19 protein-coding genes are annotated in these 21044 nt (G+C 67.2%); 11 read left to right on the forward strand and 8 right to left on the reverse strand.

The window, feature by feature from the left end; all coding sequences use genetic code 11:
* Positions 1–20: 20 nt before the first annotated feature.
* Positions 21–1412: an MFS transporter gene (locus KVG96_RS13485; protein WP_217892589.1), complete on the reverse strand. Its 1392-nt coding sequence runs from the start codon at positions 1410–1412 to the stop codon at positions 21–23.
* Between the two features lie 103 nt (positions 1413–1515).
* On the opposite strand from KVG96_RS13485, the gene KVG96_RS13490 reads away from it, so the two are divergent.
* Positions 1516–2403, forward strand: coding sequence for a LysR family transcriptional regulator (locus KVG96_RS13490; protein ID WP_217892590.1), 888 nt, complete (start codon positions 1516–1518; stop codon positions 2401–2403).
* Here KVG96_RS13490 and KVG96_RS13495 read toward each other — a convergent pair.
* On the reverse strand, positions 2400–3020 hold the full coding sequence (locus tag KVG96_RS13495) for a cell wall hydrolase (RefSeq protein WP_217892591.1): 621 nt from the start codon (positions 3018–3020) through the stop codon (positions 2400–2402). The genes KVG96_RS13490 and KVG96_RS13495 overlap by 4 nt on opposite strands.
* A 200-nt stretch (positions 3021–3220) precedes the next feature.
* Between KVG96_RS13495 and KVG96_RS13500 the strand changes: the two genes are divergently transcribed.
* Positions 3221–4072, forward strand: a complete 852-nt coding sequence (locus KVG96_RS13500; RefSeq protein ID WP_217892592.1) for a CAP domain-containing protein — start codon at positions 3221–3223, stop codon at positions 4070–4072.
* 871 nt (positions 4073–4943) lie between these two features.
* On the opposite strand, the gene KVG96_RS13505 is transcribed toward KVG96_RS13500, so the two are convergent.
* From KVG96_RS13505 to KVG96_RS13520, 4 genes are all read right to left on the reverse strand, one after another.
* Positions 4944–5099 (reverse strand): DUF2474 domain-containing protein, encoded by a 156-nt coding sequence (locus KVG96_RS13505; RefSeq protein WP_085579991.1) that lies wholly within the window; start codon positions 5097–5099, stop codon positions 4944–4946.
* On the reverse strand, positions 5086–6102 hold the full coding sequence (gene cydB / locus KVG96_RS13510) for a cytochrome d ubiquinol oxidase subunit II (protein ID WP_217892593.1): 1017 nt from the start codon (positions 6100–6102) through the stop codon (positions 5086–5088). The genes KVG96_RS13505 and cydB overlap by 14 nt, the downstream gene beginning before the upstream one ends.
* A gap of 17 nt (positions 6103–6119) precedes the next feature.
* The gene (locus tag KVG96_RS13515; RefSeq protein ID WP_217892594.1) at positions 6120–7535 is read right to left on the reverse strand and encodes a cytochrome ubiquinol oxidase subunit I; all 1416 of its coding nucleotides are present in this window, start codon (positions 7533–7535) and stop codon (positions 6120–6122) included.
* Positions 7536–7644: 109 nt separating this feature from the next.
* Positions 7645–9969, reverse strand: a complete 2325-nt coding sequence (locus tag KVG96_RS13520) for an FdhF/YdeP family oxidoreductase (protein WP_217892595.1) — start codon at positions 9967–9969, stop codon at positions 7645–7647.
* Positions 9970–10321: 352 nt separating this feature from the next.
* Here KVG96_RS13520 and moaA point away from each other — a divergent pair, with 352 nt between their 5' ends.
* Entirely contained in the window at positions 10322–11320 is a 999-nt protein-coding gene (moaA, locus tag KVG96_RS13525) for a GTP 3',8-cyclase MoaA (protein ID WP_217892596.1), read from the forward strand.
* Between the two features lie 27 nt (positions 11321–11347).
* A complete protein-coding gene (locus KVG96_RS13530) occupies positions 11348–12247 on the forward strand; it encodes a bestrophin family protein (RefSeq protein WP_217892597.1) in 900 nt (299 codons plus the stop codon).
* A gap of 179 nt (positions 12248–12426) precedes the next feature.
* On the opposite strand, the gene KVG96_RS13535 is transcribed toward KVG96_RS13530, so the two are convergent.
* Together KVG96_RS13535 and moaB are read right to left on the reverse strand one after the other, a co-directional pair.
* Complete coding sequence (locus KVG96_RS13535; RefSeq protein ID WP_217892598.1) at positions 12427–13632, reverse strand: molybdopterin molybdotransferase MoeA; 1206 nt, start codon at positions 13630–13632, stop codon at positions 12427–12429.
* Complete coding sequence (moaB, locus tag KVG96_RS13540; protein ID WP_085583371.1) at positions 13629–14168, reverse strand: molybdenum cofactor biosynthesis protein B; 540 nt, start codon at positions 14166–14168, stop codon at positions 13629–13631. Before moaB ends, KVG96_RS13535 begins: the two co-directional genes overlap by 4 nt.
* Positions 14169–14466: 298 nt before the next feature.
* Here moaB and KVG96_RS13545 point away from each other — a divergent pair, with 298 nt between their 5' ends.
* The 7 genes from KVG96_RS13545 (at position 14467) to KVG96_RS13575 (ending at position 20985) form a co-directional block, all read left to right on the forward strand.
* Positions 14467–15366: a LysR family transcriptional regulator gene (locus KVG96_RS13545; RefSeq protein ID WP_217892599.1), complete on the forward strand. Its 900-nt coding sequence runs from the start codon at positions 14467–14469 to the stop codon at positions 15364–15366.
* A gap of 276 nt (positions 15367–15642) precedes the next feature.
* The gene (gene fdhD, locus KVG96_RS13550; protein ID WP_217892600.1) at positions 15643–16473 is read left to right on the forward strand and encodes a formate dehydrogenase accessory sulfurtransferase FdhD; all 831 of its coding nucleotides are present in this window, start codon (positions 15643–15645) and stop codon (positions 16471–16473) included.
* Positions 16470–16955 carry a cyclic pyranopterin monophosphate synthase MoaC gene (gene moaC / locus KVG96_RS13555; RefSeq protein WP_217892601.1) on the forward strand — a complete coding sequence of 162 codons (486 nt, stop codon included), beginning with the start codon at positions 16470–16472 and terminating at the stop codon, positions 16953–16955. Before fdhD ends, moaC begins: the two co-directional genes overlap by 4 nt.
* The gene (locus tag KVG96_RS13560) at positions 16952–17203 is read left to right on the forward strand and encodes a MoaD/ThiS family protein (RefSeq protein WP_217892602.1); all 252 of its coding nucleotides are present in this window, start codon (positions 16952–16954) and stop codon (positions 17201–17203) included. Before moaC ends, KVG96_RS13560 begins: the two co-directional genes overlap by 4 nt.
* Before the next feature lie 3 nt (positions 17204–17206).
* The gene (gene moaE, locus KVG96_RS13565; protein ID WP_217892603.1) at positions 17207–17668 is read left to right on the forward strand and encodes a molybdopterin synthase catalytic subunit MoaE; all 462 of its coding nucleotides are present in this window, start codon (positions 17207–17209) and stop codon (positions 17666–17668) included.
* Between the two features lie 180 nt (positions 17669–17848).
* A complete protein-coding gene (gene chrA, locus KVG96_RS13570; RefSeq protein WP_367617490.1) occupies positions 17849–19195 on the forward strand; it encodes a chromate efflux transporter in 1347 nt (448 codons plus the stop codon).
* Between the two features lie 425 nt (positions 19196–19620).
* Positions 19621–20985 carry a glutamine synthetase family protein gene (locus tag KVG96_RS13575; RefSeq protein WP_217892605.1) on the forward strand — a complete coding sequence of 455 codons (1365 nt, stop codon included), beginning with the start codon at positions 19621–19623 and terminating at the stop codon, positions 20983–20985.
* Positions 20986–21044 lie beyond the last annotated feature (59 nt).

Consider the following 21044-nt stretch of genomic DNA (forward strand, 5'->3'; position numbering starts at 1 on the left):
TGCGCCCTCGCCACGGAGCCTCAGCGCAGCCCCACCGACACCGACAGGCTCCGGGCCCTGCCGTTGACGGCGAGGGCAATGGCCATCAGCGTCGCGGCAACGCCGAAGGTCAAGTGCAAGCCTGCGGCGATCATCGCGGCCGGCGCCTGTGCCGGATCCCCGGCGGCCAGGGCGAACACCGTCCCCATCGCCGCCGCCCCGGTGATCAGCCCCAGGTTGCGCGCCAGCCCCAGCATCGCCGACATCACCCCGCGCAGGTCCTGACCGACGTCCACCATCAGGGCGCTGCTGTTGGCCGCCTGAAACAGCGCATACCCGGCGGTGACCCACGCGATCGGCACAAGATAACCGGGCAACCCGAGCCCCGTCGGCAACACCGCCAGCAACAGGCAGCCGCCGGCCATCGCCGACAATCCGCCCGCCACCATGCGCCGCGCCCCGAAGCGGTCCACCAGCCACCCCGCCGGCACGCCGCCGAGCGCCGCCACCAACGGCCCGACCGACAGCGCCAGGCCCACCGCCAGGCTGCCCAGCCCCAACCCCCGGCTCAGGTAGAACGGCCCCACCACCAGCGTCGTCATCATCACCGTCGCCACCAGCGCCGTCATCGCCAGACCGGCGGCACGGCGCGGATCGGCGAACAGCGCCATGCGCATCAAAGGCGCCGCCGCACGCCGCTCGACCGCGACAAACAGGCCAAGGCCCAGCAGGCTGATCGACAACAGCGCCAGCGTGGCGCCCGGCGTCCCCGTGACGGTCATCGCCAACGCATACGCCCCCAGGGTCAGCGCCAGCGCCATCGTCCCGGCGTGGTCGAACCGCACCCGCGTCTCCACCGCCCGATCCGCCGGCAGATGACGCCACACCAGCCAACCGTTGAGCAGCCCCAGCGGCACGTTGATCAAGAAGATCGACGGCCACCCCGCCTGCGCGATCAGCAGCCCGCCCAGCGACGGCCCCAACGAAGTGCCGATGGCCGACATCGTGCCCAGCAGCCCCATCGCCCGGCCGCTCTGCGCCTTGGGCACCGCATCGCCCACCAGCGCCGCCGTCAGCGCCAGCATCACCGCCGCGCCGAGCCCCTGCACCGCCCGCGCCGTGATCAACCACGCAAGTCCGGGCGCCAGCGCACAGCACAAGGACGCGGCAGTGAACAGGCTGATGCCGATCAGCATCAGGCGACGCCGTCCGATCAGGTCACCGAGGCGTCCTGCGCTGACGATCAACGTGGTGATCGCCAGCAGGTAGGCGAGGACGACCCACTGCACCTGCGCGAACGCGGCACCGAAGGCTGCAGCCAGCGTCGGCAGGCCGGCGTTGGCGATGCTGGTGTCCAGGGACGGCATCAGCATGGACAGGGAAAGGCCGGTCAGGGCCCAGCGGGGGGAACGGTGTAAAGGCTGCAGGGACATGGCAGGCGCTCTTCGTGAAGGTCATGGGCCGCAGCCTATGTCTGGACGACGCAAGGCGGAAGACGCATGCTTTGCACTCCATACCTGCATGAAACGCCATGTCATGAATGCACCGGACCTGAACCTGCTGATCACCCTCGACGTGCTGCTCAGCGAAGGCAGCGTCGCCCGCGCCGCCGAGCGGCTGCGCCTGAGCCCGTCGGCCATGAGCCGCGCCCTCGCCCGCCTGCGCGACACCACGGGCGATCCGTTGCTGGTGCGCGCCGGCCGCGGCCTGGTGCCGACGCCCCGGGCCCTGGCCCTGCGCGAGCAGGTCAGCCGGTTGGTGCAGGAAACCGAAGCGGTGCTGCGCCCCGTTCAGGCGCTGGATCTCAGCCAACTGCAACGCACCTTCACCCTGCGCAGCAGCGACGGTTTCGTCGAGACCTTCGGCGCCGCCCTGCTCGCCCGCATCGCCTCAGAGGCGCCCGGCGTGCGCCTGCGCTTTCTGCAAAAGGCCGACCAGGACAGCGCACCGCTGCGCGAAGGGCGAGTCGACCTGGAGACCGCGGTGGTCGGCACCCGCACCGACGACACCCTGCACAGCCGCATCCTGTTCGAGGACCGCTGGGTCGGTGTCGTGCGGGCGGGCCATCCGTTGGCGTCGGGCAAGGTCAGCGCCAAACGTTTCGCCACCGGCGCGCACGTCCATGTGTCGCGGCACGGGCGCGAGACCGGCCTGGTGGACGATGCGCTGCACGCGCAAGGGTTGGCGCGGGAGATCGTCACGCTGGTCGGCGGCTTCTCCGCCGCCCTGGCGCTGGTGCGCGACTCGGAGCTGGTCGCCACGGTGCCGGAGCGCCACACCGGCTCCCTGCGCGCAGACCTGCACAGTTTCAGCCTGCCGGTGACGTTGCCGCCGCTGACCGTTTCGATGCTCTGGCACCCACGGATGGACGCCGATCCCGCCCACCGCTGGCTGCGCGATTGCGTGCGCCAGGTCTGCGCCTAACGGGCGTCGCCGCCGGCGGGTTTGTAGAAGAGGAATTTCGCCGTCTCGGCGGTCTTGCGGTACTCGTTCGCCCAGCTCGGGTGAACGTTGCGGTCATGGAAATACAGCGCGCCGTGGGTGCGATCCGTGAGTTGGCGGTTGAGGGCCTTGGCGGCGATCTCCTTGGCCAGGGCGTACTCGGCGTCTTCCTTGACCTGGTCCGGCCTGCCGTCGCACCACCACGAGAACTGGCAGCTCTTGGTCTGCGAACCCTGCTTGACCACCTCGCAGACCGTGCCGGGAAACCCGTCGTGGCCGAGCCGGTTCATCACCACGCTGGCCACGCCTTCCATGTCGGCGGTGTCCTTGCCCTTGGCTTCCCAATAGATACTGCGCGCCAGGCAGGTGATGGGATCGTCAAGCGGTGCGGCCCCGGCCGGATCGACCGCCTGCACTTCGGTCGGGGTGATGGCTTGCGACTTGGGCGCCGGTGCGGCGCTGACCTTGTCGGCGGCCTTTTCCTCCAGCACCTGCGCCTTGGCTTCGGCCTTTTCCTGGATCGGGGCTTGTTCGGCGGCCAGCGCCGGGCCGCAGGACAGGGTCAACGCAAGACAGACAACCACGCCTTTGAATCCCATGATCGACACTTCCGGCAGCGCCCGGTCCGGGCAATGTGTTGTGCGGCTGAGACACCCGGATTGCGGGGCTCTCGCAGAGTGTAGACGGCAAAGTCCGAAGCCATGCGCCGCGGAAAAATCGCCCCGGCGAAGAAAAAGGCATTGCGCCCACCGGGGCCCTTTCGCGCATGATGTGCGCACTCAGCCCAAGGGAGATTTCCATGCGCTTCATGCCATCCGCTCTGCGCCTCGCCGCGTTGTCCGTGGGCCTGGCGTTCGCCGCCTCGGCCATGGCCACCGACGAGTCGCAACTGGTCGAGTCGATCAACAGCTACCGCAGCCAGCCACAGCGCTGCGGCACCCAAGCGTCCAGCGAACTGCCGCCGCTGTCGGCCGACCCGCGCCTGATCCTGCCGGCCAGCGGCGTCGTCGACCTGCAGCAGGCCATGGCCCGCGCCGGCTACCCGATGGTCAACGTGCAGGCGATCAGCCTCAACGGGCCAAGGGATGCGGCGGCGGCGATGAAGGCGATCCAGGAGAGCTTCTGCCAAGTGGTGCTGGATCCGCAGTTCGTCGACGTCGGCGTCAGCCGCAGCGACCGCGACTGGCGCATCACTTTGGCCCGGCCGCTGCTGTCCGCCCGCCTGGGCGACGGGCCGGGCGAAGGCCAGAAACTGCTGGAGCAACTCAACGCCGCCCGGGCCCAGCCGCGCCAGTGCGGCGGCCAGGCGTTCTCCGCCGCCGCGCCGCTGGCCTGGAATGCGGTGCTCGGCACCGTCGCCCAGGATCACAGCCGCGACATGGCCAACAAGAACTACTTCGACCACAAGGACCGCGACGGCCGCACGCCGGGCGACCGCGCCGAACTGGCGGGCTACGGCGGCCAGCAGGTCGGCGAGAACATCGCCGCCGGCCAAGACACCGTGCAGAAAGTGGTGGCCGGCTGGCTCGCCAGCCCCGGCCACTGCGCCAACCTGATGAATCCGCAGTACCGCGAACTCGGCGCCGCCTACGCGGTGGACCCGAAGAGCGACGCGGGCATCTACTGGACCGCGATGTTCGGCGCCGAGTGACGCCATCGCCGGCAAGCCGGCTCCCACAAGTTGCGAGGCGAATGCCGATTCCGTGTACGCCACAGAAACCTGTGGGAGCTGGCTTGCTAGCGATGAGGCCGGCACTGCCGACATCTCTGTTGCCTGACCTGACGCCATCGCCAGCAGGCCGTCTCCTACAGGTATCGCGGCTGTACACGACATCGGCGGCCACCCCAACCCCCTGTGGGAGCTGGCTTGCCAGCGATGGGGCCGGCACTGCCGACACCCCCGGTGCCTGACCTGACGCCATCGCTGGCAAGCCAGCTCCCACAGGTACCGCGGTGTCCGCAAGATTCATGTGCACCGCCAGAACCTGTAGGAGCTTGCCTGCAAGCGATGAGGCCGGCACTGCCGACATCTCTGTTGCCTGATCTGACGCCATCGCCAGCAGGCTGGCTCCTACAGGTGTCCCGGGTGTTCGCAAGATTCATGTGCACCGCCAAAACCTGTAGGAGCTTGCCTGCAAGCGATGAGGCCGGCACTGCCGACATCTCTGTTGCCTGATCTGACGCCATCGCCAGCAGGCTGGCTCCTACAGGTGTCCCGGGTGTCCGCAAGATTCATGTGCACCGCCAAAACCTGTGGGAGCTGGCTTGCCAGCGATGAGGCCGGCACTGCCGACATCTGCACCTGTCCCACCGCCATCGCCGGCAAGCCGGCTCCCACAGGTTTCCCGGGTGTTCGCAAGATTCATGTGCACCGCCAAAACCTGTGGGAGCTTGCCTGCAAGCGATGAGGCCGGCACTGCCGACATCTGCACCTGTCCCACCGCCATCGCCGGCAAGCCGGCTCCCACAGGTTTCCCGGGCGCATTAAAAAACCGGAGCCAGGCTCCGGTTTTTTTGCAGGGTCAGTGGGTTCTCATCCCCGCCGCATACATCAGCAGCTTCAGCACACTGGCCACCACCGCCAGCGAGGCGACGCTGCCCAGCCAGATCAGCAACAGCCAGCCCAGGCGCCGATGCCAGCGCTGCGGTTTCACGTCACGTCGCTCAATGGTAGCCATCGCCGATCCTCACTTTGCCGCGGAACACGTAGTAGCTCCAGAAGGTGTACATCAGGATCACCGGCAGGATGAACAGCGCGCCGATCAGCGCGAACAGCTGGCTGGTGGCCGGTGACGCCGCCGCCCACAGGCTGACCGACGGCGGGATGATGTTCGGCCAGATGCTCAGCGCCAGGCCGATGTAGCCCAGGAACATCAGCGCCAGGGTGAACACGAACGGCCAGTGGGTGTGGCGCCGGCGCAGCGAACGCAGCAGGCCGAACAGGGCCAGCAGGGCCAACACGACGAGCCCCGCGAACACCGTCAGGTGCGCATGGGTGAACCAGCGCCCCGTCAGTTCCGGATGCAGCTTGAGCGTCCATACGCCGATCACCACCACCATCGCCAGCAGCAGCCACGCCAGCGGACGGCTGTAGTGGCGCATCCGCGATTCGAGCATGCCCTCGGTCTTGACCAGCAGCCAAGTGCTGCCCAGCAACGCATACGCCACCACCAGGCCGACGCCGCAGGCGAGCGGGAACGGTGCCAGCCAGTCGAGGCTGCCGCCGGCGAACTGACGGTCCGCCACCGGGATCCCGGCCACGTAGGCGCCGATCACCACGCCCTGGGAGAACGTCGCCAGCAGCGAACCGCCGATGAACGCCAGGTCCCACAGATGCCGCTTCTCGGCCGGCGCCTTGAAGCGGAACTCGAACGCCACGCCCCGGAAGATCAGCCCCGCGAGCATGAACACCAGCGGCAGGTACAGCGCCTCCAGAATCACCCCGTAGGCCAGCGGGAACGCGCCGTACAGCGCCGCCCCGCCCAGCACCAGCCAGGTTTCGTTGCCGTCCCAGACCGGCGCGACGGTGTTCATCATCACGTCGCGCTCCTGCCCGTCCGGGATCATCGGGAACAGGATCCCGAGGCCCAGGTCGAAGCCGTCCATGATCACGTACATCATCACCCCGAAGGCGATGATCACGCCCCAGATCAATGACAGGTCGATGCCTTGAATACCCATGTCTCAACGCTCCTTATTCAGTGGATCCGGCTGGCGGATTCGAGGTGGACGTTGGCGGCCGAAAGCGGCCGGCGCGGCGCCTGCTGGCTGTCGTCCTCAGGATCGTGGTCGTGGTGCGGCTGCGGGCCCTTGGCGACCAGTTTCATCATGTAGCCGATGCCCACGGTGAACACCGAGAAGTAGATGACCACGAACAGCGCCAGCGAGGTGCTCATCTGCGCCACCGAGTGGTGCGACGCCGCGTCATGGGTGCGCAGCAGGCCGTACACCACCCACGGCTGACGCCCGACTTCGGTGGTGACCCAGCCGGCCAGCAGCGCGACCAGACCGCTCGGCCCCATCAGCAGCACCAGGCGCTGGAAGCCGCGGTGGCGGTAGACCGCGCCCTTGCGCCGCAGCGCAAAGCCGAGCACGCCGACCAGGATCATCAACATGCCCAGCCCGGCCATGACCCGGAAGCTCCAGAAGATGACGGTCGAGTTCGGCCGGTCCTCCTTGGAGAAGCTCTTGAGCGCCGGGATCTGCTTGTCGAGGCTGTGGGTCAGGATCAGGCTGCCGAGGTACGGGATCTCCAGCGCGTATCGGGTCTTCTCCGCCTGCATGTCCGGGATGCCGAACAGCACCAGCGGGGTCGGCTCGTTGCCGTGGTTTTCCCAGTGGCCCTCGATGGCGGCGATCTTCGCCGGCTGGTGCTCCAGGGTGTTCAGGCCGTGGGCGTCACCGACCACCGCCTGGATCGGCGCGACGATCAGCGCCATCCACAACGCCATGGAAAACATCTTGCGCACTTGTCGGGTGTCGTTGCCCCGCAGCAGGTGCCAGGCCGCCGACGCGCCGACGAAGAACGCCGTGGCGACGAACGCGGCGATGGCCATGTGCGCCAGGCGGAACGGGAACGACGGGTTGAACACGATGGCCAGCCAGTCCAGCGGCATCACCCGCCCGTCCACCACCGAGAAGCCCTGCGGCGTCTGCATCCAGCTGTTGGAGGCGAGGATCCAGAAGGTCGAGATCAGCGTGCCGATGGCGACCATCACCGTGGCGAAGAAGTGCAGGCCCCGGCCCACGCGGTTCCAGCCGAACAGCATCACGCCGAGGAACCCGGCCTCGAGGAAGAACGCCGTCAGCACCTCGTAGGTGAGCAACGGCCCGGTGACGCTCCCGGCGAAGTCCGAGAAGCCGCTCCAGTTGGTGCCGAACTGGTACGCCATGACCAGGCCCGAGACCACCCCCATGCCGAAGTTGACGGCGAAGATCTTCGACCAGAAATGGTACAGGTCGCGGTAGGTGTCGTTGCCGGTCTTCAGCCACAGGCCTTCGAGCACCGCCAGGAAGCTCGCCAGGCCGATGGTGATCGCCGGGAAAATGATGTGGAACGAAACCGTGAACGCGAATTGAATCCGCGCCAGGTCCAGTGCCTCCAGGTTGAACATGATGATGTCCTCATCAAGGCTGAAAAGCGGCGGCACACGGCCGGGCCGCCGCCAGGCGCGAACGCCTGCAGCCAGTCGAATTGCGAAAGGGTCGGATCGCTTCGGGCGGTTACGCCACCGACGACGGAATCAGGTTGCTCGCCTCGGCCGCCTCAAGGCGGATCGCCACGAACTTGGACGTCGGCGTGTAGGTGCGGTCGCCGTAGCTTTCCAGCGGCACCAGCGGGTTGGTCTCCGGGTAGTACGCGGCGGCCTGCCCTGCCGGGATGTCGTAGGCGATCAGGGTGAAGCCGCTGACCCGCCGCTCGCGCTCGTCGTCCCACAGCGCCACCAGGTCGACCTTCTGCCCCGGTTCGAAACCGAGCCGGCGGATGTCCTGCTCGTTGGCGAACACCACGTCGCGCATGCCGTACACCCCGCGGTAGCGGTCGTCGAGCCCGTACAGGGTGGTGTTGTACTGATCGTGGGAGCGCATGGTCTGCAGGATCAGGTGCGGCTTGACCGGCAGGTTGCGCACGCCTTCGCTGATCAGGTGTTCGGGCAGCACGCACGGGGTGAACTGGGCCTTGCCGCTGGCGGTGTTCCAGACACGGTCGGAAGCGTCGTTGCCCAGGTGGAAGCCGCCGGGGGTCAGCAGTTTTTCGTTGAAGCGCTCGAAGCCCGGAATCACGTCGGCGATCAGGTCGCGGATGCGCCCGTAGTCGCCCACCGCCCATTCCCAGTCGATGGGGTGCTTGCCCAGGGTCGCGGCGGCGATCCCGGCGATGATTGCCGGTTCCGACTTCAGGTGCGGCGACTTGGGTTTCAGTTGGCCGAACGACAGGTGCACCATGCTGAAGGTGTCCTCCACGGTCACGCCCTGGGGGCCTTCGGCCTGCACGTCGATGTCGGTGCGGCCCAGGCACGGCAGGATCAGCGCGTCGCGGCCGGTCACCAGATGGCTGCGGTTGAGCTTGGTGGAGATATGCACGGTCAGGTCGCAGTTGCGCATCGCCGCGTGGGTGCGCGGGGTGTCCGGCGTGGCTTGGGCGAAGTTGCCGCCCAGGCCGATGAAGACCTTGGCCTCGCCCCGTTCCATGGCGCCGATGGCCATCACCGTGTTGTGCCCGTGCAGGCGCGGCACCTTGAACTTGAAGCGCTTCTCCAGGGCATCCATCAGTGCCTTGGGCGCCAGTTCGTTGATGCCCATGGTGCGGTCGCCCTGCACGTTGCTGTGCCCGCGCACCGGCGACAGCCCGGCGCCCGGACGGCCGACGTTGCCGCGCAGCAGCTGCAGGTTGATGACCTCTTGCAGGGTCGGCACCGAATGCACGTGCTGGGTCAGGCCCATGGCCCAGCACATGATCACGCTCTTGGCCCGGGCGTACATGCGCGCGGCCAGTTCGATGTCGGCCAGGGTCAGGCCGGACTGCTCGACGATGTGCTCCCAGGAGGTGGCGTCGACCTGGGCCAGGTAGCTGTCGAGGCCCGAGGTGTGCCGGGCGATGAAGGCGCGGTCGAACACCGGCTCGCCGCCGGTGGCCAGGGCTTCGCGCTCCCATTGCAGGAGGAACTTGACCATGCCGCGGAACACCGCCATGTCGCCGCCCAGGGCGGGACGGAAGTACGCGGTGTTCGTCGCCTCCCAACCGTTGCTGAGCATTTCGATGGGGTTCTGCGGGTTCTGGAAACGCTCCAGGCCACGCTCCTTGAGCGGGTTGAAGCACACCACCTGAGCACCGCGCTTGACCGCTTCGCGCAGCGGTTCGAGCATGCGCGGGTGGTTGGTGCCGGGGTTCTGGCCGATCACGAAAATCGCGTCGGCGTGGTGCAGGTCGTCATACACCACCGTGCCTTTGCCCACGCCCAGGCTTTCGATCATGCTCACGGCGCTGGCCTCGTGGCACATGTTCGAGCAGTCCGGGAAGTTGTTGGTGCCGTAGGCGCGGACGAACAGCTGGTACAGGAACGCCGCCTCGTTGCTGGCCCGTCCCGAGGTGTAGAACTCGGCCTCGTGGGGCGACTTCAGGCCCTTGAGGTGGCGGGCGATCAGGGCGAAGGCTTCCTCCCAGGTGGTCTCCACGTAGCGGTCGATCCGTGCGTCGTAGCGCATCGGGTGGGTCAGCCGGCCCTGGTATTCGAGCCAGTAGTCGCTCTGCTCGGCCAGGGTCGAGACCGTGTACTTGTTGAAGAACGCCGGGTCCACCAGGCGCCCGGTGGCTTCCCAGTTCACGGCCTTGGCGCCGTTCTCGCAGAACTTCAGCAGGCCGGCGCCGGGCGCTTCGCCCCACGCGCAGCCAGGGCAGTCGAAGCCGCCGTTCTGGTTGGTCTTGAGCATGGCGCGGATGTTCTTCAGGGCGTTTTCACTGCCCAGCCAGTTCCTGGTGAGGCTGATCACCGCCCCCCATCCCGCAGCGGCGCCCTTGTAGGGTTTGTATCGGTCGACTTGTGACATGGGACTTCTCCATGACGGTGCACACAGGCTAGAACCTGATCTCGGTTGAACGGCGACGACTGTCTTTGAACTAAAACGCCGTCGTTTCATTTGCCGGGCCAAGGATAGGAACGGGCGCAAAACATTGTCTAATCGCTATTAACGACCACATTATCGAAACCATCTATCACGCCAAAAAACCCTTTGCTCATAGTGAGTTGCAGAACTAACGAAACGTAAGCACGACAAAAAAAGTTCATCATCGACAGCATCAATCAGCCGTTCATTAAGAGTGATTGGACGTGTTTTAAAGTTGCCCATAACCTGCGCCGACTCCCGCCGTTTTCCGCGGCGTCATCCAAGCGAGGCTGTCATGTCAGAGCGCGTCTTGATCGATGGTTTCAACCGCCGCGTCGACTACCTGCGTCTGTCGGTCACCGACCGCTGCGACTTCCGCTGCGTGTATTGCATGGCCGAGGACATGCAGTTCCTGCCGCGCCAACGGGTACTGACCCTGGAGGAAATCTTTCAGGTGGCGCAAAGCTTCGTGACGCTGGGCACCCGCAAGATCCGCCTCACCGGCGGCGAACCGTTGATCCGTCCCGGCGCGGTCAAATTGTGCGAGCAGATCGCCGCCCTGCCCGGCCTGCGCGAGCTGTGCCTGACCACCAACGGTTCGCAGCTGGGCAAGCTCGCCGCGCCGCTGTTCGACGCCGGGGTCAAGCGCCTGAACGTCAGCCTCGACAGCCTCGACGCGGACCGCTTCAAGCAGCTGACCCGCACCGGCGACCTGGCCCAGGTGATCAATGGCATCGACGCCGCGCGCAAGGCCGGATTCACCCGCACTAAACTCAACTGCGTGGTGATGCAGGGCCGCAACGACCATGAGATCAACGATCTGGTGCGTTTCGCCATCGACCGGGAACTGGACATTTCCTTCATCGAGGAAATGCCCCTGGGCGCCATCAGCGAACACAGCCGCGCCGAGTCGTTCTTCTCCAGCAGCCAGGTGCGCGAGCGGATCGCCGAACGCTACACCCTGATCGATTCGGCCGAGTCCACCCAGGGCCCGTCGCGCTACTGGCGCCTGGCCGAGGCGCCGCAGATCCGGCTGGGGTTCATCTCGCCCCACAGCCACAACTTCTGCGGCACCTGCAACCGGGTGCGGATGACAGTGGAAGGCCGCCTGCTGCTGTGCCTGGGCAACGAACATTCGGTGGACCTGAAGGCGGTGCTGCGGGCCCACCCGGGGCAACCGGAACGGCTGGAGAAGGCGATCATCGAAGCGATGAGGCTCAAGCCCTACCGCCACAATTTCGAAGTGAACGACGACGTCCAGGTCGTACGCTTCATGAACATGACCGGCGGCTGACCCGCCACCCCTTCAAGGCAGACGTGCATGATCATCCGACCCAAGGTCAACCAGTTCGCCATCCTCTTCACCCTCAAGGGATCGATCGCCAAGCGCATCGCGATGCGCGCACTGATGGTCACGCTGCTGGCGTCGGCCATCGTGCTGGTGGAAATCCTGCACCCGAGCAACTTCACCAAGGTCAACGCCACGCCGTTCACCTTGCTCGGGCTGTCGCTGTCGATCTTCATGAACTTTCGCAACAACGCCTGCTACGACCGCTGGTACGAGGCGCGCAAGGCCTGGGGCGAGGTGATCGTGCACATCCGCTCGGTGATCCGCGAGACCCACGTCATCCGCGAGTCCGCCGAGCGCCGCTCGCTGTTGCGCAACCTCTGCGGCTTCGCCCATGCGCTCAATGCGCGGCTGCGCCGCGAAGACGAAGCGGCGGCCAGCGCCGAGTGGGTCACGCCCAAACCCGATGCGCAGGTACCGGACTACAGCGGGCGGATCCTGCAGCAGATCGGCCAGCAGTGCTCGGACCTGCACCAGACCGGCGAACTGAGCGAGTGGCGCTACATGCTGCTGGCCAACCATTTGACCAGCCTCACCCAGGCCCAGGCGGTGTGCGAGCGGATCAAGAACACCCCGCTGCCCTTCCCCTACACCTTGCTGCTGCACCGCACGATCTACCTGTTCTGCATCCTGCTGCCGTTTGCCATGGCCGAACCGCTGGGCTGGCTGACGCCGCTGTTCACCGCCATCGTCAGCTACACCTTCTTCGGCCTGGACGCCATCGCCGACGAACTGGAAGACCCCTTCGGCCGCGACGAGAACGACCTGCCGACCGATGCGCTGGTGCGCAACATCGAGCGCGACATCCTCTCGGAACTCGGCGCTGCGCAGCTGCCGCCGGCGCTCAAGCCGGTGGACTATGTCCTGAGCTGATCGCCTCGTTCCTGCCTTGCGGTGCCCTCACTGACGTCATCGCCGGCAAGCCGGCTCCCACAGGGAATGGCGGTGCCTGCGGATTCTGTGCTCACCGCAAAAACCTGTGGGAGCCGGCTTGCCGGCGATGGCGCCGGTCAAGGCGCCGCGGAAGGTTCAGCACTCAACCCGGCCAGGTTTCAGAACAGTTCGCTGAAGGGAATGAAGCGCAGCGGGTCGCCCGCGCGGTGGGTCGTGTGTTCGGGGATTTCCGCCAGGCCGTCGGCCCAGGTCGCGCCCAGCAGCACGCCGGAGCTCTGGTTCGGGTACAGCACCGCCCGTCCCGCCTCCAGCCGCACCCGCAGGTATTCGCGGCGGCCGCCGGGCTTGGGCCAGTCGAAGCCGGCGGCCACCGAGACGCTCAGCGGCATCACCGCTTCCACACCCTGGATGCGCAGCAGATAAGGCCGCGCCAGCAAGCCGAACGTCACCAGCGCCGAGGTCGGATTGCCCGGCAGGCCGATCACCGGCACCGCGCCGAAGCGGCCCACCGTCAGCGGCTTGCCGGGCTTGATCGCCAACTTCCACAGCAGCGGTTTGCCGTCGTCGCGCAGCACCTGGCCGAGGCAATCGGCATCCCCCGCCGACACGCCGCCGGTGGTGAGGATCAGGTCCGCGGCCACCTGCAACTGCTCCAGCTTGAGCCGGGTCTGCGCCGGACGGTCCGGCAGGATGCCGGCGTCGATCACCTCGCAGCCCAGTTCACCCAACCAGTGACTGAGCAACGTGCGGTTGCTGTTGTAGATGCTGCCGGGGCGCAACGGCTGGCCGGGCTCGACCAGTTCATCGCCGGTGGACAGCAACGCCACCCGCGGGCGGCGCACCACCGGCAGGTGCGTCATGCCTTGCCCGGCCGCCACGCCCAGCTCGAACGGCCCCAGACGCTTGCCGGCGCGCAGCAGCACATCGCCGGCGCGGTTTTCCTGGCCTTGGGGGCGGATGTTCTGGCCGGCCTTCAGCGGTTGCAGAAAACGCACCCGGCCGTCCTCCAACACGTCGGTGTTTTCCTGCATCTCCACGCAGTCGGCCCCCGGCGGCACCGGCGCGCCGGTGAAGATCCGCGCGCAGGTGCCGGGCAGCAGCGCATCCGGCGCCAGTCCGGCATAGACCCGCTGGGACACGGCCAGCGGCTGGCGGTGCAGGTCGGCCAGGTTCAAGGCATAACCGTCCATGGCGCTGTTCGGCCACGGCGGCAGGTCCAGGGTCGCCACCAGGTCGCTGGCCAGCACCCGCCCCCGGGCTGCGTCGAGCGGCACCGGTTCGCTGTCCGGCAGCCGTTGCCCGTCGGCCATCGCCAGCAATTGGTCGAGGGCTTCCTCGACCGGCATCAATGGCGTGCGGCTCATCCGCGCGGCCCGCAGGCTTGCACCGGTTTGAGGTGGGGGACGAAATTGCACGGGCGGTGACGGTTGTCCAACTGCTCGGCCAGGATGCCTTCCCACGCGGTGCGGCAGGCACCGGTCGAGCCCGGCAGGCAGCACACCAGGGTGCCGTTGGACAGCCCGGCCAACGCACGGCTCTGCACGGTGGAGGTGCCGATGTCGAGAATCGAGATGGCGCGGAACAGCTCGCCGAAGCCGTCGATCTGTTTGTCCAGCAGACAGGCCACCGCCTCGGGCGTGCTGTCGCGGCCGGTGAACCCGGTGCCGCCGGTGATCAGCACCACCTGGATGCCGTCGTCGGCGATCCAGTTCGCCACCTGGGCGCGGATCTTGTACAGGTCATCCTTGAGCAGGTTGCGCTCGCTGAGGGTGTGGCCGGCCTCCAGCAGGCGGCTGACCAGCAACTGGCCGGACGTGTCGCTGGCGTAGTCGCGGGTATCGCTGACCGTCAGCACGGCAATATTCAGGGGAACGAACAGGGCATCCGATTTGGCACTCACGGGAATTCTCCGGCAGTTATCGATTCAACTGGGCCAGAGCCTAAGTGCCACTTATGAGAAGTGTCTAATCACTCTAACCAACCGCTCTATCGACCGGCTCTATCGGGCGTTTTCGGCCTGCTCCGCCCCTCGTCCGGCCCCCTGGAACCGGGCCCGATAGAGACCGTCGATAGCCCGTTAAAAACCTCCGATTGGACGCGCCGCGCGACGGATGGGATCGTGACGCCCTGCGCTGCCCGTGCGCGCTGCGCATCTGCGTCAATACTCATACCCACTTTCCCATCTTGCAGGTGCCGTCATGGACATCAAACAACTCAAGTTCCTGATCGCGCTGGACGAGACCCGCCACTTCGGCCAGGCCGCCGCCCGCTGCCACATCACCCAGCCGACCCTGTCGATGCGCCTGCGCAACCTGGAGGACGAACTGGACCTGGTGCTGGTCAATCGCGGCCAGCGCTTCGAAGGCTTCACCCAGGCCGGCGAACGGGTGTTGGCCTGGGCCCGCACGCTGCTGGCCGCCCACGACGGGCTGTTCGCCGAGGCCGCCGCATGCCGGGGGCAACTGGTGGGCAGCCTGCGCCTGGGCCTGGTGCCGCTGAGCAACTTCAATCCGGTCAATTACATCCAGGGCCTGTCGGGGACGTTCCCGGAGCTGAAGTACAGCCTGTCGTCGATGAGCTCGGACGAGATCATCGAGAACCTGGGCAACAACCAGCTGGACCTGGGGGTGTGCTACCTGGACCACGTCAACCCGAACTATTTCGAGTTCTTCGAGATCGGCGAGACCCGCGTCGGCCTGCTCTACGACACCCGTCACTTCCACTTCGACGGCCCGGAGATGAGCTGGGAAGACGCCGCCGAACTGCCGCTGGGGATGATCACCACCGGCATGCACTACCGCAAGTCCATCGACCTGAGCTTCCGCAGCCGCGGGCTCAACCCGCAGCCGATCATGGAAAGCGACTCGACCTATCAGTTGCTGCAGGCGATCCACCAGGGCTTCTGCTGCTCGATCATGCCGCTGGACAGCGGGCTGGAAGAGCCCATCGAACACCTGGCCTTCATCAACCTGCCGGACGCCAGCGTGTTGGCCCCGCTGGGGCTGGTGATGCGCAAGACCGAGCCGCGCTCGGCCATCGCCGAGAAGTGCTTCGCCGAGGCGCGCAAGATGTTCGGGATTCAAACGCCCGGGGTTTGAGTGCCCGCTCAAACCCTGGGTTGAACCGGCGTCCGTCATCGCGAGCAGGCTCGCTCCCACAGGGGATCACATGCTCACTGCAGGAGCGAGCCTGCTCGCGATTTGGCCGCATCGGCCGGCATCGACCTCAGCACCCGAAACCCTTCGCAAGTGACCGCCCTCAGGCTTTGCATGTGTTGATCGACCAATCCAATCACCGCATCGGAACAAGCGATTGGACGCACTTTGAGGACCTCCGTAGCCTGATCCCCATTCAGCGCTGCGAGGCCTTTTCCGATGGTGTGCCCGATTGAACCGACCGCAAACGACAGCGCCACCGACGCCCCGGCGCCGGTGGCCTACCGCGAATACCTCCCCGATGCCCCGTTGTCCCACGCCGCCCTGGCGGCGGAAATCGCCCTGGCCATCACCTACAACGGCCTGAACCAGGCGGTGATGATGGTCTCGCCGGGCGACATCGAGGACTTCATCCGCGGCTTCAGCCTGAGCAACGCGATCATCGACAGCCCCGACGAAATCTACGACATCCGCCTGAGCCGTTTCGACCAGGCCTGCCAGGCCGACGTGCAGATCTCCAGCCGCGCGTTCTGGGCGCTCAAAGATCACCGTCGGCAGATGGCCGGCACCAGCGGCTGCGGCCTGTGCGGCGTCGAGGCGCTGGAGCAGGCGTTGCCGCAGCTGGAGATCCTGCCGCCGGCCCCGCTGCCGCCGGCGGCGCACCTGGCCGGCATCCGCCAGCGCATCGAACAGGCCCAGCCCATGGCCCGCAGCAGCGGCGCCCTGCACGCGGCGCTGTACTTCGGCGCCGACGGCGAGCCGTTGCTGTGCCGCGAAGACATCGGCCGCCACAACGCCCTCGACAAGCTGATCGGCGCGATGCGCTTCGCCGGCCTCGACCCTCGCCAGGGTTTCGTCGCGGTCACCAGCCGTTGCAGCCTGGAGCTGATCCACAAGGCCGTGCGCGCCCGCCTCGGCACGCTGGTCAGCCTCTCGGCCCCCACCGCGCTGACCGTGCGCTGGGCGCGTCGGCACCGGCTCAACCTGATCCACATCCCCCACCGCAGCGCCCCGAGAATCTACAGCCCGATCCAGGAGCAACCCGAATGAGCGACACCCTCACCCACCTCGACGACCAGGGCCGGGCCAACATGGTCGATGTCAGCGACAAGGCACCGACCCGCCGCGAAGCCACCGCCCAGGCCTGGGTGCACATGCGTCCCGAGACCCTGCGGATGATCCAGGCCAACGGCCACCCCAAGGGCGACGTGTTCGCCGTGGCGCGGATCGCCGGGATCCAGGCGGCCAAGCGCACCCACGAGCTGATCCCGCTGTGCCATGCGCTGCTGCTCAGTTCCATTCACGTCGAGCTCAAGGCCTGCGAGCCGGACCGGGTGCAGGTCATCGCCACCTGCCGCCTCACCGGCCAGACCGGCGTCGAGCTCGAAGCGCTGACCGCCGCCAGCGTCGCCGCCCTGACGATCTACGACATGTGCAAGGCGGTGGACCGGGCGATGGTCATCGGTGACATCCGCCTTTTGAGCAAACAGGGCGGCCGCTCCGGCCACTTTCAATGGGAGAACCCGCAATGATCCTGATCAACTACTTCGCCAGCTACCGCGACCGCCTCAACCTGGGCGGCGAAAAGATCCCCGCCACCGACGCCTTGGCCTGCGTCGAGGACGTGCGGCAAATGCTCATGGCCCGCGGCGAGGCGTGGCGTGAGGTGCTCGGCGCCGGCAACCTGATGTGCGCGGTGAACCAGGAGCTGTGCCAGACCGACCAGGCGATCGAGGACTTCGACGAGATCGCGTTCTTTCCGCCGGTCACGGGGGGTTGAGGCATGGGGGTTCGAGTCCAGCGAAAAAGCTTCGATGCCGGCCAGTTGATCGCCGACCTGCACGCCAGGAATCCCCGGGTGGGCGCGGTGGTGAACTTCATCGGCTACGTGCGTGACCTGAACATCGGCCAGCCAGTGAGCGAGCTGTTCCTGGAGCACTATCCGGGCATGACCGAGAAGTCCCTGGAGCAGATCGCCGAGCAGGCCCGTGAACGCTGGCCGTTGCTGGCGGTGGAGATCGTGCACCGGGTGGGCGCGCTGACGGTGACCGAGCCGATCGTGTTCGTCGGCGTCAGCAGCAAGCACCGGCACGCGGCGTTCGAGGCCTGCGCGTTCATCATGGACGTGCTCAAGACCCGTGCGCCGTTCTGGAAACGGGAGACCACGCCCCACGGCACGCATTGGGTCGAGGCCCGGGAGAGCGACCAGTCGGCCGCGTTCCGCTGGAGCCTGGCCCATGCTTGAGTTCGGCATCAGGACTGGGTCGGCGCAATGTGCCTCGTGGCGAGGGAGCAAACGCTCTCGCCACAGATGCATGCCCTTCCCATTCCCACTGAAAAGAGCGCAGCGCCCGCTCACGCACTCCCTCGCTTCACAAAAGCCTGCTTAGATAAGCGCTCCGAACACCTCGTCCAGGAGCCGCCGGTGAGCCACACGCCCCCCAAGGATCTGCCCAAGCCCGCCCCGGTCAGCCTGCGCCAGGCCTGGCGCTTCTGGCTCAAGCTGGGCTGCATCGGTTTCGGCGGCCCGGCCGGGCAGATCGCGATCATGCACCAGGAACTGGTGGAGCGCCGGCGCTGGATCTCCGAGAAGCGTTTCCTGCACGCGCTCAACTATTGCATGCTGCTGCCCGGCCCCGAGGCCCAGCAACTGGCGACGTACATCGGCTGGCTGCTGCACCGCACCTGGGGCGGCGTGGTGGCCGGGGCGCTGTTCGTGCTGCCGTCGCTGTTCCTCCTGATCGGCTTGTCGTGGGTGTACATCGCCTTCGGCGACGTGCCGGCGGTGGCCGGGGTGTTTTACGGGATCAAGCCGGCGGTCACCGCCATCGTCCTGCACGCGGCCCACCGCATCGGTTCCAGGGCCCTGAAGAACGCCTGGCTGTGGGCGATCGCCGCAGCTGCCTTCGTGGCGATCTTCGCCTTCAACGTCCCTTTCCCGCTGATCGTGCTGGGCGCCGCGCTGATCGGCTATGTCGGCGGCCGGTGGGCGCCGCAACGGTTCACGGCCGGCGGTCATCGCAGCGGTGAGAAATCCTACGGCCCGGCCCTGATCGATGACGACACCCCGCCGCCCGAGCACGCGCGGTTCAACCCGGCGAAGCTGTTGCGCCTGGCGCTGGCCGGCGCCGCGCTTTGGTGCTTGCCGATGGCGGTGCTGACCGCGCTGTTCGGTTGGCACGGCACCTTCACGCAGATGGGCTGGTTCTTCACCAAGGCCGCGCTGCTGACCTTCGGCGGCGCCTACGCGGTGCTGCCCTACGTGTATCAGGGCGCGGTCGGCCATTACGGCTGGCTGACGCCCGCGCAGATGATCGACGGCCTGGCGCTGGGCGAAACCACGCCGGGGCCGCTGATCATGGTGGTGGCGTTCGTCGGCTTCGTCGGCGGCTATGTGCAGCCGGCGTTCGGCCCGCAGCACGCGTTCGCCGCCGGGGCGTTGGCCGCCGCGCTGGTGACCTGGTTCACCTTCCTGCCTTCGTTCCTGTTCATCCTGGCGGGCGGCCCGCTGGTGGAATCGACCCACAACGAACTGAAGTTCACCGCGCCGCTGACGGCGATCACGGCGGCGGTGGTCGGGGTGATCCTCAACCTGGCGTGCTTCTTCGCCTGGCATGTGTTCTGGCCCCAAGGGCTCGCCGGCCGGCCCGATGTCTTTTCGGTGCTGCTGGCCCTGGCGGCCGCGTGCGCGCTGTTCTTTTTCAAGCGCGGCGTGATCGAGGTGTTGATCGTTTGCGCCCTAACGGGGCTGGGGGTCTACCTGCTGCGCTGAGCCGGCGCCGGCGACAGACGTGCCGGAATCAGGCGTTTACTTGTGCGCGGATTCCCCCTTACTATCCAGCCACACCGGCCTGGCGGGGCACTCCCGCCGCCGACGTTTTCCGCCAACGGAAACACGCGTCATGAGCACGTCACCCCCACAACGACAAACGTTGAACGTCTCTTCTGCATGCGCGCTCCCTCACCGGGGGTGCGCATGAACCGCATCGTCAATCTCCCCATGGCCCTGAGCCGCTCCAAGCTGCGTCACTCCGCACGCCCGCCGGATATCGCCCTGCCCGTCTGATCGCGTCCGTCCGGACCGCGACAGCCCTCCCCTTGCCATCCGATATCCCTGCCGGAACGCCCGGGCCTTGGCCCGTTGCCGCGTCCGGCCCGAACCTGCGCGCCCGTGCGGCGCCACCGTGAGTGATTGACATGAAATTCGCAGCCATTGAAGACGCCCGTAGCTTTCTGGAACAGAACCCTGACATCGACATGTTCGAGCTGTTCATCCTCGACGCCAACGGCGTGCCGCGCGGCAAGCTGCTGCACCGCGAAGAACTGCTCGCCGTGTACGAAAGCGGCCGCCCCCTGCCCAGCACCATCCTCGGCCTGACCGTGCATGGCGAAGACGTGGAAAACTCAGGCCTGGTGTGGGACGTCGGCGACATCGACTGCCGCGCCTACCCGCTGCCGGGCAGCCTGGTGCGCCTGCCGTGGCGGCAGATCCCCACCGCCGCCGTGCAGGTCAGCATGCACCCGCAGCAAGGCATGCCGGCCAGCATCGCCGACCCGCGCCACCTGCTGATCAACGTCATCGAGCGCTTGAAGGCCGAGGGCTACCACCCGGTGATGGCGTGCGAGCTGGAGTTCTACCTGCTCGACGCCCGGCGCGACGGCAACGGCCGGCCGCAACCGGCGCTGGACGCCGACGGCGGCCGACCGCGGCACACGCAGGTGTACGGCCTGCGTGAGCTGGAGCAGATCGAGCCGTTCCTCGCCGACCTGTACAGCGCCTGCAAACTGCACGGCATTCCGGCCCGCACGGCGATCTCGGAATACGCGCCGGGCCAGGTGGAAATCACCCTCGAACACGGCGACGCGCTGGAGGCGATGGACCAGGCCGTGCGCTACAAGCGGCTGGTCAAGGCCGTGGCGCACAAGCACGGCATGCAGGCGACGTTCATGGCCAAGCCGTTCGACCACCTGGCCGGCACCGGCATGCACATGCACGTCAGCCTGGCCGACGCCGAGGGACGCAACCTGTTCGCCTCGGAGGATCCCGCCGGCACGCCGCTGCTGCGCACGGCCATCGGCGGCATGCTCGCCTCGCTGCTCGATTCGCTGCTGCTGTTCTGCCCCAACGCCAACTCCTACCGGCGCTTCCAGGCCAACAGCTATGCGCCGCTGGCGCCGACCTGGGGCGTGGACAACCGCACCGTCAGCCTGCGCGTGCCGGGCGGGCCGGCCCCTACCCGGCATGTCGAACACCGCATCTGCGGCGCCGACGCCAACCCCTATCTGGCGGCCGCGGCGATCCTCGCCGGCATCCACCGCGGCATCAAGGACAACCTCGACCCGGGCGAACCGGTGCAAGGCAACGGCTATGCCCAGGCCAAGGAACTGCTGCCGACCGACTGGCTGACGTCGCTCACCGCCCTGGAAAACTCGGCCTGGGCGCGGGATGCGCTGGGGCAGGATTTCCTCGGGGTGTACCTGGCGGTGAAGCGCGCCGAGTACCGACAGTTCATGGCGGAGGTGGGTGAGCAGGATTGGCGCTGGTACCTGACCGAGGCCTGATCCCCGCTGCCGAATCCCCCTGTGGAAGCCCACGCTCCCACAGGGCTGCAACCGACTTG

The sequence above is a fragment of the Pseudomonas ekonensis genome (genome assembly GCF_019145435.1).
In the GTDB taxonomy this organism is placed as follows: Bacteria; Pseudomonadota; Gammaproteobacteria; order Pseudomonadales; family Pseudomonadaceae; genus Aquipseudomonas; species Aquipseudomonas ekonensis.